Raw genomic sequence first — 14785 nt, 5'->3', positions numbered from 1 at the left:
TATTGGAGAAAAAGAGCTTTTTAAGCACTTCTATGCTTTAGCTGTTTCCGGCTTGGCAGCAGGTAGACCATGAGGCGGTACTGCTTGGTGGGCATACCTGTTGTTTTCTATATCCCTTTGCTGGTCAACTTGTTTTTTACTTAACATAAAAAGCAACGGCAATGAAATTACAACTAGCAAGGCACTGACAATAAAAGCATCCTGTATGCCGTTCATATAAGCCTGTTTTGTTACCATGCTTGACATGATGCTGAGAGCGGCCTGATTGCCCGCTTCACCGGTATACCCCATTCCCGCCAGATAGGAGACTAGTGTTTTTTGTGTTAATGCCGCACCGGGTGAGCTTACATTAACAGCTTCTTTCAGCCAGACAGTATGATATGTCTGACGCTGCAGCATTACATAGGTTAAATATGCAATTCCCATGGAACCGGAAATCTGACGTACAACATTATTTAAGGCTGAGGCGCGGCTAACCAAAAACCTGGGTACGGTATTCATCCCGGCTGTTGTCAGAGGCATCATAGCCAATCCCAAACCGATCGCTCTGATAGACAAGAGAACCTGCACATGTGTAAAAGTTGTGTCCGTACTTATATATTTCATTTGGTAGGTTAAGACCGCCAGTATGGTCAGGCCTACTAAGCCCAGCGGCAAAGCACCGTATTTATCAAACAGTTTACCGGATATAGGCATCATAAAACCTGTAACCAGAGCGGCCGGCATCATCATTAAACCTGTCTGCATTGGTGTATAACCCATGAGATTTTGAGCATAAATGGGGACTAAAAACACAGCTGAAAATAGGCCGACGGTAACCAGACTGGTAGAAAGCAAACTCGCCACAATGACCTTATTTTTGAGTAAGCGTACCTCCAGCAAAGGGTGCTCACATTGCAATTCCCACAGAATAAACAAAAGAATTAAAAAGAAAGAGAGCACAAGCAGTGTAACAATATATTCGGATGTCCAGCCTTCATCCTGACCCTTGCTTAAAGCCAGCAGCAGGCAAAAGCAACCGCTGGAACTTAAAATCATACCGGGAATATCTATTTTTAAATGTGGCATTAAAGGAGTTTCTTTTAAAAGTACATAAGCCAAAATAATGGTTAAAATACCAACCGGAATATTTATGGTGAATATCCAGTGCCAGGAAAATTTATCCACTAAATAGCCGCCCAGGGTTGGCCCGATTGCCGGACCCATAATAGCTCCAATACCCCAGACACCTAAAGCCGTACCTATTTTCCTCATAGGTACAATACGATAAATTATAGCCATAGTCACCGGCATAACCATACCGCCGCCGATAGCCTGAATAACACGAAAAGCAATCATAGAGTTGTTGCTCCAAGCCAGTCCGCACAGAGCCGAACCTATGGTAAATATAATCAGTGACCAAATATACATTAATTTATTGCCATAGCGGTCACCCAGAAAACCGGTCATCGGAATAACCATACCTGAGGTGAGCATGTATCCTGTCAAAATCCATTGAATCTCATCAGCTGACGCGCCGAAGATAACCATCATTTTAGGCAGAGCGACATTTACAATACTCGTGTCCAAAATGGCCATGAAGGCTCCGAGAACCAGTATGAGCAGGGCACCCCAGGGGATATTGTCGTTGTCCGGCTGACCGGGTGTTCCCCCGGGGGGACCTGGAGGAGGGCTATGTTTCTCCGGAGCGCCCGAAGGGCTGTCTTTACTTTCTTGATTGTTCTGGTTATTCATATGATTTTTCTCTTCTGCATTATATGAACTTGTCATAATTAATAAATCTCCTATTAAAGTCATTAAACAATTAAGATACTTAATTATTCTTATGTTAGATAAATTATTGCTTGTAGTCAAGTAAAATTTCAACAAATGTCATTAAAAATTAAATTAGGCAGAAGGTTATGGACAAATATTCCTTTTAATCATAAAATATAAATAATCGGGTAAAGAATTGAAAAAATTTTAAAAGGGAGCTAAGAATATGTTTGATAACCCTATATTAAAAGCAATTAAAGAAAGGCGTTCTATAAGGAAATACACTGTTGAGAAAGTGCCGGAGTCAATGATCCAAAGCGTTTTGGAAGCAGGCAGTTGGGCCCCTTCCGGTCTTAATAATCAGCCCTGGCGATTTGTAATTGTGGAAGATGCCGCTATCCGGAATCAGATGGCGGCTTGCACAAGATATGCTTCCATAATTCGCAGCGCTCCGGTAAATATCTGTGTTTTCTTAGATACTGATAAGCTCTATAACCGGGATAAGGATTTACAGGGCATTGGCGCATGTCTGCAAAACATGCTGCTCGCCGCTCACTCCCTGGGATTGGGTGCGGTTTGGCTGGGAGAAATACTAAACCAGAAGGAGAAAGTGAGAGAGATGCTTGGATTGGCAACTAACCTGGAACTGATGGCCGTTATTAGTATGGGCTTTCCTGAGAATACAGGCGGGCCGGGCAACCGCGTTAATCTGGAGGATTTGATTGTTAAGAGGATATAATTATTAAGCTGATGCATTTTGTTGTATTGAAGAGCGGCATAGAAATGGAGAAGGATATTTTGCTCATTGTATAGATATTTAGGCGATAAGCAATTTAGAGGCTTATTAATTATAACTAAGGATAGCTTTTTGAAAACAGAGCTATGCTCTGCTTTTTATTGTGCTGTTTATTTAAGCCTGAGATCTGGATCTCAGGCTTAAATGGTGTTTGGTTTTTTATTTTTTCGTGTATAATCATCTACATCCTGTTTTTTATCCTCTCCACTGCTCTTTCAGTGTTTTCTCTTGTACCGAAAGCCGTCAACCTGAAATATCCCTCACCACTGGCGCCAAAACCTGCTCCCGGGGTTCCCACCACATTGGCTTCTTGCATAAGCTTGTCAAAAAAGTCCCAGGATTTCATGTTATTTGGTGTTTTGAGCCATATGTAGGGTGCGTTTATTCCTCCGAATACCTTGTAGCCGGCACTCTGCAAACCTGCTCTGATAATCCCGGCATTCTCCATATAGTATTTTACCAGCTGTTTTACCTGTTTTTTTCCTTCTTTGGAAAATACGGCGGCAGCGGCTGCCTGTACAGGATAGGAAACTCCGTTAAACTTGGTGGTCTGTCTTCTTAGCCAAAGATTATTCAGGCTGTAAGCTTTACCGTTAGAATCATAAACCTTGACTTCCTTCGGAACTATGGTGTAGGCACACCTGGTACCGGTAAAACCGGCAGTCTTGGAAAAACTTCTGAACTCCACTGCCACTTCACGGGCTCCCTCAATTTCGAAAATACTATGAGGAACTCCTTCCTCCTGTATATAAGCCTCATAAGCAGCGTCAAACAATATTACCGATCTGTTTTCCCTGGCGTAATCAACCCATTTTTTCAACTCCTCTTTGGAAAGAGTCATTCCTGTGGGGTTATTGGGAAAGCAAAGGTAGATCATATCCACTTTGGTCCCGGGCAGTGGTGGCTTCATGCCGTTTTCCTCGATGCAGGGGAGGTAAACAATATTTTCAAACTGCCCCGTGGTGTTTATTGTGCCGGTACGACCGCTCATAACATTGCTGTCAACATAAACGGGATAAACAGGATCACTTACGGCCAGCTTGTTGTTTATACCAAACAGTTCCTGGAAATTAGCTGTATCGCTCTTGGCGCCGTCACTGATGAATACCTCATCAACCGACAGTTCTACTTTTAAAGGTTTAAAATCATTTTCAATAATTTTCTCAATCAGAAATTCATAACCCTGTTCAGGACCGTAACCTCTAAAAGTTTCTTGACGACCCATTTCCTCTACAGCGTTTTTCATTGCCTCCACAACAGCAGGGGAAAGCGGTTGGGTTACATCCCCAATACCAAGGCGAATAATGTCTGCTGCCGGGTTATCCTTTTTAAACTGATTGACCCTTCTGGCTATTTCTGAAAACAGATAACTGCCTGGCAGCTTTAAGTAATTTTCGTTGACAAGAGCCATATTCCTCAGCCCCTTCTTATAGGATTTAATATGAGATATAAGTTTTCATATACCTCGTATTCTATACGACAAAGGCCTTGACTACAAGTCCTAATGTCTTAAACTGAATTCTATTCTATTCATGGTCATTATTCCCAACTGCACTGCATATCATTTATGGAATAACTGACCAATTATTAAGGGGTGATTGAATATGTCTGGGCGGTGGCACACAATTAAAGAAACAGAACTGCTGGAGAAGATGGGGACAGGTCTTAAAAATGGCCTGGACGAGGAAGAGGCAGCGAACAGGCTAATCAGATTTGGTCGCAATGAGTTGGCCAAGCCTCCCAAAGTGCCCTTATGGCAAATGTTTTTAGGACAGTTTAAAGATTTTATGGTGCTGGTTCTTTTAGCAGCTACAGTCATTTCAGGTTTTCTGGGAGAATGGGCGGATGCGGTAACTATTATGATTATTGTGGTTGTTAATGCAGTGCTTGGATTCGTGCAGGAGTACCGGGCTGAAAAGTCTATGGAAGCGCTAAAGCAATTAACTGCACCGGAAGCTAAAGTCCAGCGCGACGGTCAGGAAAAAAGGATCCCGGCGATAGCGCTGGTACCGGGCGATATTGTTTTATTGGAAAGCGGGGATAAGATTCCGGCCGATTTAAGATTGTTGGAGGCTCATAATTTGGCGATTGAAGAATCAACTCTGACCGGTGAGTCTGTTCCTGTGCGAAAACAACCAGGTATATTGCCGGAAGGAACAGGGTTAGGCGATATGAATAATATGGCCTTCCAGGGAACAGTAGTTACCAGAGGCAGGGGCAAAGGCCTGGTTGTCGCGACCGGAATGGCCACAGAAATGGGTCAGATTGCCGGTCTAATACATTCATCTGAGGAAGAAGCAACACCTCTGCAGCGCCGCCTGGCTCAGTTAGGAAAAATCCTGGTTTCTAGCTGCCTGGCTATTTGTGCTTTGGTTGTAGCTGTAGGTGTTATGAGAGGTGAACCGGCCTACCAGATGTTCCTGGCCGGTGTCAGCCTGGCCGTTGCCGCAATACCGGAGGGATTGCCGGCAATTGTGACCGTTGCGCTGGCAGTGGGCGTGCAGCGCATGATCAAGCGCAATGCTATTATTCGAAAGCTCAGGGCTGTTGAAACACTGGGTTGCTCAACAGTAATCTGTTCTGATAAAACCGGTACTCTGACTCAGAACGAAATGACAGTGCGTAAGATTATTTGCGGTTTGGATTTAGTGGATGTCTCAGGTGAGGGTTATATTCCGCAGGGTAAATTTGACGGCAGTTATCACAAAAAGGATTTGCAAATGCTGTTAAAGGCGGCAGCTCTGTGTAATAATTCCGGGTTGGCTCAGGACAATATCTCTATTGGCGGTTTATTCCGCGGCATGGCCGGAAGCAAAAAAACAAGAGAGTGGAGGATAAACGGTGACCCGACCGAGGGAGCACTTTTAGTTATGTCGGCTAAGGGAGGCGTTTGGCGTGAGCATATAGAGTTAAAGGAAAAGAGAATTGCTGAGTTTCCCTTTGATTCTGATCGCAAAAGAATGACTGTTATTTACCGGGATGCCGGTGCTGCAACTGCCTATGTTAAAGGAGCGCCCGACATTATTTTGGAACACTGCACAAAGATATATCGAAACGGGCGTGTGCTGCCCATAAGTAATACAATTAAAAAAGAAATAATTAACCATTACTGTGGTCTAGCTGATCAGGCCCTGCGCGTATTGGCTCTGGCTTATCGCGAGCTTCCCGGTGGTGCAGGAAAGCTTAATGAAAAAAATATTGAACAGGATCTGGTTTTTCTGGGTTTAGCCGGAATGATTGATCCACCCAGGCCTTCGGCCGTTAAAGCCGTCAAAACAGCTAAACGGGCCGGTATTAAAACAGTGATGATAACCGGTGATCACCAGCTTACGGCTCAAGCCGTAGGCAGGGAGTTGGGTATTTTTGGTAAAGGCAGCCGGGTTCTTACAGGAGCCGATTTAGAATGTTTAAGCGATGATGAACTTAGGCGCGAAGCCGCCTATGTTTCTGTTTATGCCCGTGTTTCACCCCACCACAAGCTGAGGATTGTCCGGGCCTTAAAAAGAAACGGGCATATTGTGGCTATGACCGGGGATGGGGTTAACGACGCGCCGGCGGTAAAAGAAGCTGATATAGGTATATCCATGGGCATTGCCGGAACGGATGTAACTAAAGAAGCTTCTGCCATGGTGCTGGCAGATGACAACTTCACTACTATAGTGGCGGCAGTAGAGGAGGGAAGAGGCATTTATGATAATATCAGAAAATTTATTCGCTACCTGTTGTCCTGCAATGTTGGAGAGGTTTTAACTATGCTGGCAGCAGTTTTGGCCGGTTTGCCTCTGCCGCTTTTACCAATCCAGATTTTATGGATGAACCTGGTAACTGATGGGTTGCCTGCTATGGCACTGGGGGTTGATCCGTCTGACAGGGATATTATGTTCCGCAAACCGCGTGATCCGAGGGAAAGCGTTTTCTCTCACGGACTGGCCTGGCGGATTATAGGCAGCGGTATGGTTATCGGCCTGGGTACTATAGCGGCATTTCTGGTTGGCCTTTCCGCCGGTGATCTTGATCAAGCCCGCACCATGGCCTTTAATACACTGGTTTTTTCACAATTGTTCTATGTATTTACCTGTCGCTCAGAATTTCATACAATTATAGATATCGGTTTTTTTTCTAACAGCTATTTAATTTTAGCGGTACTCATCTCCGCTGTTTTACAGTTGGCGGTAGATTACCTGCCCGTACTGCAACCGATATTTCATACTGTTGCCTTAAATGGTTCGGAATGGTTGATCGTGCTGGCAATTTCAGTTGCCCCCGCTTTTATCAGCACAATTTTCAAACATATTCAGATGAAAACCAGGGAAAAAATTATGTATCTTAGAGTATAATTGAGTTTTTACAGTACAAAAATATGACGAAAATATGCTATTATATAAATAAAATGACTGTTTGTTCAAACTGTTTAATTTAAAATCTCTAATCGTGATTAAGCATAAAGGAGGATACATTTTGCATTTTGTTAAAGTACATGGTTTAGGCAATGATTTTGTAGTAGTTAATGCTATGACGGAAACTTTACCTGCGGATTTGCCGGAACTGGCCCGTCGAGTCTGTCACCGTTATTTCGGTATAGGTGCAGACGGCTTGGTCCTGCTGCACAAGTCTGACGCAGCTGATCTAAGAATGCAGATTATTAACTCTGATGGCAGTGAACCTGAAATGTGTGGTAATGCTATTCGATGTGTGGCTAAGTATGCCTATGAGCAAAATCTGGTGAAAAAAACTAAAATTCAAGTAGAAACTCTGGCAGGCATTAAAATACCCGAATTAATTCTGGAAAACGGTGCAGTAAAATTTATCCGTGTGGATATGGGTGAACCTATTTTGGAAAGAGCCGAAATACCTATGCGGGGTTCTGCCGGCAGAGTACTGGCAGAAGACCTCAACGTAGGTAATGAAACCTTTAAAGTTACAGCTGTATCTATGGGCAATCCTCATTGCCTTATATTTGTCGACGAAGCGGTCTCCTTTCCGGTATCATTGATTGGTCCGCAAATTGAAATACATGAAGTTTTTCCCCGTAAAACCAATGTGGAGTTTATAGAAGTGTTGAACCGTCGGGAAGTCAAAATGAAAGTATGGGAAAGAGGAGCGGGTGAAACAATGGCTTGTGGAACAGGTGCCTGTGCAACTGTTGTGGCTGCTGTTTTAAACGGTTTAACAGAACGTCAAGTTACTGTTCACTTGACCGGAGGCGACCTTTTGATCGAATGGGCCGATAATAATCATGTCTATATGACCGGCCCGGCAGAAGAAGTGTTTGCCGGTTCATATAAATTATAAGAGATTCATTCTGGTATGGGAGGATAAAACAATGAGGTTGTCATACCGGGCTGCCCGAATCAGCCCGTCACCGACTCTGTCAATTGACGCTCAGGCAAAAAAGATGAAAGCAGAGGGTGAAAAAGTAGTTAACTTTGGTGTCGGGGAGCCTGACTTTGATACTCCTGAACACATAAAAGCTGCCGCTGTTGAGGCTATACAAGCAGGGCTGACCAAGTATACACCGGTAGCCGGTATTGAGCCTTTGAAAAAAGCCATAGTGAACAAGCTAAAAGTGGATAACAAGCTTGATTTTCAGACCAATCAAATTGTAGTTTCTTCAGGCGCGAAACACTCTCTTTACAATACCTTTCAGGTTTTATGCCAGGAAGGTGATGAGGTAATCTTACCTGCTCCTTACTGGGTAAGTTACATGGAACAAATAAAATTAACCGGAGCTGTCCCACGTATTATTGAGGCCAGAGAGGAAAACGGTTATAAAATCACACCCGAAGAATTCAGCAGAGCTGTTAATGAAAAAACCAGAGCGGTATTAATCAACAGCCCCAGTAATCCTACCGGGGCTGTATATACCCGGGCAGAGCTGGAGGCGTTGGGTGAAATTATAGTCAAGCATAACATAACGGTTATATCAGACGAAATTTATGAAAAACTGATTTATGACAACCTTGAACATATAAGCATTGCCTCACTAAGCTCCGAATTAAAGGAATTGACCATTATAATAAACGGTGTTTCCAAAGCTTATGCCATGACCGGCTGGCGCATAGGCTATGCTGCCGCTCCGGTGCAAATAGCCAAAGCCATGTCCGATCTGCAGAGTCATGCAACCTCCAATGCTTCTTCCATTGCCCAGGCAGCAAGTGTGGCAGCCATCCAGGGCAATCAACAGCCGTTGGAAACCATGAGAGTTGAGTTTGCTAAAAGACGTGACTATATGCTGCAGCGTTTACAGGCTATACCGGGTGTAAAATGTGAAAAGCCGGGCGGGGCTTTTTACCTGTTTCCTGATATCAGCGGATATTTCGGCAAATCTTATAAGAGTCGAATAATCAATTCCTCCACTGACCTTGCTGAATTGCTCCTGCAAGAAGTTAAAGTTGCTCTTGTGCCGGGTATTGCCTTTGGCTGTGATAAAAATTTCCGGCTTTCTTATGCTACTTCCATGGAGAACATTAAAGAAGGCCTGGATCGCATCGCGGATTTTTTAGTAAAAATTAATTAACCTGCTCAGCCCGTTGCCTGCGGGCTGAAATTTTTATACCGAAATGGGCAATATTAATTGCAGGCGGTCTTATTTTTAAATATTATCTAGGCAATACAAAGGATTTTCTCAATTTAGAGTAGAAAACTAAGAATGTGACTTATAAAATATAGGTGGTGAGATATTGCTGAAAAGCATGACCGGTTTTGGACATGGTGAGGCTTACGTACAAGGTCGTAAGTTTGTCATAGAACTAAAAGCTGTTAATCACCGTTATTTAGATATTGTAGTTAGATTGCCCAGGATGCTTAATTTTTTAGAGGATAGAGTCAGAAAGCAGATTCAGTCAGCTATAGCCAGGGGACGTGTAGATATATTTTTTGCTATGGAACAATTGGCAGAAAAAAATGCAGCGGTAAAAGTTGACAAAGCTTTAGGGGCATCGTATCATAAGGCAATAAAAGAACTGCAGACAGACCTGCAGTTAACAGGACAGATTAATGTTATTGATATTGCGCAATTTCCTGATGTTTTGGTTTTGCAGGAAATAGAAGAGGATGTTGAATCCTGGTGGCCGGTAGTACAGCAAGCATTGACCGAAGCACTGGATAGCCTGCGGCAAATGCGAGAGGCTGAAGGCAGGCAGCTGGAACAAGACATTGCCTGCCGTATCAATAAAATTAGCAGCATAAAAAATGAAATTAAAGAAATTGCTCCGCAGGTGGTGGAAGATTATCGACTGAGATTAAGCAGGCAATTATCAGACTGGTTGGGAGATAATATACCTGACCCGGTTCGTGTTGCCGGGGAAATAGCCTTGTTTGCCGACCGTTCCAACATTACAGAGGAAATTGTCAGGTTGGAGAGTCATCTCAAACAAGTTGACGCTTGTCTGGCTGGAAACGAACCGGTTGGCAGGAAACTTGATTTCATAGTACAAGAAATGAACCGGGAGATCAATACTGTTGCCTCAAAGGCAAACAATGTGGAAATAAGTAAATTAGTGGTAGATGTGAAAAGCGAATTAGAAAAAGTAAGAGAACAAATACAAAATGTAGAATAAGGATTATTCAACATAATTACATTTTCAAGGAGGCAGCTATGGATATAAAACTTATTAATATAGGCTTTGGCAACATTGTTTCCGCTAATAGGATTGTAGCTATTGTTAGCCCGGAATCTGCACCGATTAAAAGGATTATCACAGAAGCGCGTGACAGGGGCATGTTGATTGACGCAACTTATGGCAGGCGGACAAGAGCTGTTATAGTGACTGACAGTGATCATGTAATACTTTCAGCTGTACAGCCGGAAACTGTAGCTAATCGCTTGACTTCTAAGGACTCTCAAACAGTTCTGGACGATCCGGAGGCTTAGCAGGGAGGGGATTATGGTTCTGAAGGGATTACTGTTGGTTATTTCCGGCCCCTCTGGAGCCGGTAAAGGAACTGTTTGCCAGGCACTTTTAAAGAAAAAACAAAATATGTATTTATCTGTCTCAGCTACCACCAGACAGCCGAGATCCGGTGAAATACAGGGAGTAAATTACTGGTTTAAAACTAAAGAAGAATTTGAACATTTGTTGGTTGAAGATCAATTTTTGGAGTATGCCAGAGTTTACGACAACTACTACGGCACACCGCGTCTGGAAGTAGAGAAAGCTTTGGAAACAGGCAAGGATGTTATTTTAGAGATTGATATTCAAGGCGCTTTGCAGGTAAAAGAAAAAATGCCTAACTCAGTACTGGTTTTTATTGTTCCACCTTCACTGACTGAATTAAAGACCAGATTAGTAAACAGGGGCACAGATTCTGCGGCTGAAATAGAAAAGCGGCTGAAATGTGTAGCTGAGGAAATTAAGTATATATCCAGCTATGGTTATATAGTCATTAATAATACTGTAAATGAAGCAGTCGGTAAAGTTGAAGCCATATTAATCGCTGAAAAGTGCCGACCCTATTATTATGATTTTGCTAAATACCTTTAACTTTAGGAGGTAATTATGAATCAGCCGTCACTGGATGTTTTGTTGGATATGGTTGACAGTAGATATACACTGGTGGTGGTATCGGCCAAGCGTGCCCGCCAGCTAACGGAGTTGTTTCAAACAAATGAAAGTGAACTGCCCGGCAAACCTGTTACTACTGCCCTGCACGAATTGCTCAGGGGTAAAGTTAGATACAGGCGCCTTAAAGCAGGAATTAAATAGAGTTTTGAGGGTGATCTTATGCCGTCGGGCAGGGCTATTACAATCGGTGTAACGGGTGGAATTGCAGCCTATAAAGCAGCTGATATCGTAAGTTATTTAACAAAAAACGGGGCAGATGTTCATGTTGTTATGACTGATTCGGCACAAAAGTTTATCAGTCCTTTAACACTGGCTACACTTTGCGGCAAGCCTGTTTATACAAATTTATTTGATATTCCGGAGCATGGCGGTATCCCTCATATTGAGCTGGCAACTCGCTCTCAATTGCTGGCGGTTGTTCCGGCTACAGCTAACATTATTGCCAAAGCAGCGCAGGGACTGGCGGATGATTTACTTTCCACTGTCTTGCTGGCAGCTAACTGTCCGGTTCTTATATGCCCGGCCATGAATACTAACATGTATGCCAATTCTGTTGTCCGGCAAAATATCAGCCGGTTAAAAGAACGAGGTTTCTTGTTTGTTGAACCGGGAACCGGCAGATTGGCCTGCGGTACAGAGGGACAAGGCAGGCTGGCTGATCTTGACATAATATACGAGGAGATTAACCGGGCTTTAACCGTTAAAAAAGATTTAGCGGGTGTTAGAGTTTTAATAACTGCCGGAGCTACCAGGGAGGATATTGATCCGGTAAGGTTTATTACTAATAAAAGTACAGGTAAAATGGGGTATGCCTTGGCCCAGGCCGCTCGTGACCGTGGTGCCGAGGTAACTCTGGTCAGTGGCGTCAGCCACTTAAAACCGCCGCACGACCTGGAGTTCATTCCCGTTGTTTCGGCAATAGATATGTATCATGCCGTGTTGCAGCGTTTTCACTTGACTGATGTGGTGATTAAAGCTGCAGCGGTAGCTGATTACCGGCCCAAGTCAGCAGCTGAACATAAGATTAAAAAAGGTACCGGTGAGTTGGTACTGGAAATGTCAAGAAACCCGGATATATTGCTTGAATTGGGACAAAAGAAGAAAGCAGGACAGATTCTGGTTGGTTTTGCTGCTGAATCCCAGGATTTGCTGGAGAATGCGGCTCAAAAGGTACAAAAAAAGAAATTGGATTTTTTGGTAGCCAATGATATAACTCTGCCGGATGCGGGGTTTGGTACTGAAACCAATATCGCGGCACTGGTTTACCCGGATTGCGAACCCCTTTGTTTGCCTAAGATGGACAAAATTAAGCTGGCTCATCGAATACTTGATGAAGTAGTTGGGATAAGGAAAAGCAGCCCCATTGATTAGAGATTTATTAATTATTAAGTACAGTTAAAGAAGTGAAAAGCATGTCAGAACAGGTTTATGCCGAAATAGTAGTAGATGTTCCGGTGCGCAATGTGGACCGGGTTTTTAGTTATATAGTACCGGCAGATCTTTTTCCGGCAATTAAATTTGGCATGAGGGTTATTGTTCCTTTTGCCGGTCGTAAAGTTACCGGTTATGTTGTCGGTTTTTCTGGCATTACACAGGTATCTCAAGAAAAGCTGAAGCCTGTTCTGGCAGTCCTGGATAATGAACCGGTTATAACAGAGGAATTATGGACTTTAGCCCGTTGGATGAAAGCTTATTATTTATGCACCTTGGCCCAGGCGCTAAAATGTATGGTTTCTCCCGCTGTAAGGGTTAAAGCTGCCGGAAGCTATACAGGCTTGTGGATCGGTTTTGCCGATAACCAACTGGCACAAGTACTCGCCAAGCTTAACCGCTCGCCTAAACAGTCGGCGGTAATTAAAGCGGCGGCGGGCCAGCCTGGTTTATCACCCAAGGCACTGGCTGACCAGGTGGGGGTATCTTCAGCAACTGTCAGCGCGCTTGTCGGCAAAGGCTTGCTGCAAGCCAGGACAACTTCTGTAAGGAGAAATCCTTATCCAATTAAACCTACGGGGATTCCTGGCCCTGTTTTGACGCCGGAACAGGCTTACTGTGCCGGAGAAATTATTCGGGCCATTGAGTCTTCCCAGAGCCAGGTTTTTGCTTTACACGGCATCACCGGCAGCGGCAAAACCGAAATTTATTTGAACGTAATAGCACGGGCTCTGGTCTTAGGGCGTAAAACACTTATAACCGTGCCTGAAATAGCCCTGACCGGCCAAATGGTAAACACCTTTAAGGAAAGATACGGTGATACGGTAGCTGTTTTACATAGCGCTTTATCCGCCGGGGAAAGGTATGATGAGTGGCAAAGAATCAGGAACGGGGACAGTAAAATAGTATTGGGTACCCGCTCAGCAGTTTTTGCTCCCTTATCCGGTCCCGGTTTACTGATTATTGATGAGGAGCACGAAGCAGCTTATAAACAAGATGATCAAGCCAGGTATCATGCCAGAGAAGTAGCCCTGCAAAGAGCTAAATTAAGCGGAGCGGTGGTTATTTTGGGCAGCGCCACAATGTCGCTGGAATCTTATTGTCGTGCTCAGAAGGAGGGCCCCTACCGCTATTTGTCAATAGAAAACAGGATAGAGCAAAAACCCCTGCCGCAAATCAAAACAATTGATTTGCGCGCTGAAACACACAAGGGCAATCCGGGCATTTTTAGTCTGGCTTTACTGCAGAAAATTGAGGAAAAAATCAGATTAAAAGAACAGACTATTTTGTTTATTAACAGAAGAGGCTTTTCCCCTATAGTTATATGCCGTGACTGCGGTTTTGTTTTAAAATGCCCGCATTGCGATATATCGCTTACTTATCACAGTGATTTGACACTGCGCTGTCATTACTGCAATTACATCAGTCCGGTTATTAATAAATGCAGTAACTGTGCTTCAGAACAACTGAGATTTGCCGGTACCGGGACGCAAAAAGTTGAAGAAGAAATAAGACATATTTTCCCCTCTGCCGGTGTCTTGCGAATGGATGCTGATACTACTTCCCGTAAAGGTGCACACGCTGAAATATTGAAAAATTTTTTGGACGGGAAAGCAGATATTCTTATTGGCACTCAAATGCTGGCCAAAGGTTTGAACTTACCTAATGTTACACTGGTCGGAGTTATTAATGCTGATACTACTTTGCATATGCCTGATTTTAGGGCAGCCGAAAAGACTTTTCAACTGTTGACTCAGGTTGCGGGACGGGCAGGTCGTGGTGAGAAACCCGGGGAGGTAATCATCCAGACTTATAATCCCGAGCATTACAGTATAAAAGCCGCGCTAAATAACAGTTATAAGGACTTTTATGCACAGGAAATGATTATACGGCGGGAGTTGGGCTATCCGCCTTTTTCCCGTTTAATCAGAATTATACTTTCCTCTACTCAGTCAGCACTTGTGCAGAGCGGTGCTTTTTTATTAAAAGAATGTTTGCTGGAGGCTCAAAGAGATTTTAACCCTCATGGACCCGATATATTAGGACCGGCGCCGGCGCCACTGCATAAAATAAAAGAGAAGTACCGCTGGCAAATCGTTTTAAAAGGAAAACAGGCTTTGATCCTTCGCCAGCTGGCAGCAAAAGGGATCGACATTTTTGAGAGCCGGCAAGGAAACAGGTTGCTTTCAATTATTGTTGACGTTGAGCCGCAAAACATGATGTGATGGGAGGTTTTTTT

General features: G+C 43.7%; 12 protein-coding genes. 10 read left to right on the top strand and 2 right to left on the bottom strand.

What is annotated here, in order from left to right; all coding sequences use genetic code 11:
• Positions 1–30 precede the first annotated feature (30 nt).
• Positions 31–1770 carry a DHA2 family efflux MFS transporter permease subunit gene (locus DTOX_RS11390; RefSeq protein ID WP_015757840.1) on the bottom strand — a complete coding sequence of 580 codons (1740 nt, stop codon included), beginning with the start codon at positions 1768–1770 and terminating at the stop codon, positions 31–33.
• A gap of 211 nt (positions 1771–1981) precedes the next feature.
• Between DTOX_RS11390 and DTOX_RS11385 the strand changes: the two genes are divergently transcribed.
• On the top strand, positions 1982–2494 hold the full coding sequence (locus DTOX_RS11385) for a nitroreductase family protein (RefSeq protein ID WP_015757839.1): 513 nt from the start codon (positions 1982–1984) through the stop codon (positions 2492–2494).
• 238 nt (positions 2495–2732) lie between these two features.
• Here DTOX_RS11385 and DTOX_RS11380 read toward each other — a convergent pair whose 3' ends face one another.
• Complete coding sequence (locus DTOX_RS11380) at positions 2733–3962, bottom strand: LL-diaminopimelate aminotransferase (RefSeq protein WP_015757838.1); 1230 nt, start codon at positions 3960–3962, stop codon at positions 2733–2735.
• Between the two features lie 193 nt (positions 3963–4155).
• Between DTOX_RS11380 and DTOX_RS11375 the strand changes: the two genes are divergently transcribed.
• From DTOX_RS11375 to priA, 9 genes are all read left to right on the top strand, one after another.
• Entirely contained in the window at positions 4156–6888 is a 2733-nt protein-coding gene (locus DTOX_RS11375; protein ID WP_015757837.1) for a calcium-translocating P-type ATPase, SERCA-type, read from the top strand.
• Positions 6889–7009: 121 nt separating this feature from the next.
• On the top strand, positions 7010–7843 hold the full coding sequence (gene dapF, locus DTOX_RS11370) for a diaminopimelate epimerase (RefSeq protein WP_015757836.1): 834 nt from the start codon (positions 7010–7012) through the stop codon (positions 7841–7843).
• Between the two features lie 31 nt (positions 7844–7874).
• Positions 7875–9068, top strand: a complete 1194-nt coding sequence (locus tag DTOX_RS11365) for a pyridoxal phosphate-dependent aminotransferase (protein WP_015757835.1) — start codon at positions 7875–7877, stop codon at positions 9066–9068.
• Between the two features lie 163 nt (positions 9069–9231).
• The gene (locus DTOX_RS11360) at positions 9232–10110 is read left to right on the top strand and encodes a YicC/YloC family endoribonuclease (protein ID WP_015757834.1); all 879 of its coding nucleotides are present in this window, start codon (positions 9232–9234) and stop codon (positions 10108–10110) included.
• 38 nt (positions 10111–10148) lie between these two features.
• The gene (gene remA, locus DTOX_RS11355; protein ID WP_015757833.1) at positions 10149–10424 is read left to right on the top strand and encodes an extracellular matrix/biofilm regulator RemA; all 276 of its coding nucleotides are present in this window, start codon (positions 10149–10151) and stop codon (positions 10422–10424) included.
• 13 nt (positions 10425–10437) lie between these two features.
• Complete coding sequence (gene gmk, locus DTOX_RS11350; protein ID WP_015757832.1) at positions 10438–11034, top strand: guanylate kinase; 597 nt, start codon at positions 10438–10440, stop codon at positions 11032–11034.
• Between the two features lie 15 nt (positions 11035–11049).
• Positions 11050–11256, top strand: a complete 207-nt coding sequence (rpoZ, locus tag DTOX_RS11345; protein ID WP_015757831.1) for a DNA-directed RNA polymerase subunit omega — start codon at positions 11050–11052, stop codon at positions 11254–11256.
• Between the two features lie 18 nt (positions 11257–11274).
• Positions 11275–12486 carry a bifunctional phosphopantothenoylcysteine decarboxylase/phosphopantothenate--cysteine ligase CoaBC gene (coaBC, locus tag DTOX_RS11340; protein WP_015757830.1) on the top strand — a complete coding sequence of 404 codons (1212 nt, stop codon included), beginning with the start codon at positions 11275–11277 and terminating at the stop codon, positions 12484–12486.
• Positions 12487–12527: 41 nt separating this feature from the next.
• Positions 12528–14771, top strand: coding sequence for a replication restart helicase PriA (gene priA / locus DTOX_RS11335; protein WP_015757829.1), 2244 nt, complete (start codon positions 12528–12530; stop codon positions 14769–14771).
• Positions 14772–14785 lie beyond the last annotated feature (14 nt).

It is taken from the genome of Desulfofarcimen acetoxidans DSM 771 (genome assembly GCF_000024205.1).
Lineage (GTDB): Bacteria > Bacillota > Desulfotomaculia > Desulfotomaculales > Desulfofarciminaceae > Desulfofarcimen > Desulfofarcimen acetoxidans.
Note: the sequence above shows the minus strand (reverse complement) of the source record. Positions and strands in the feature narration are given on the sequence as shown.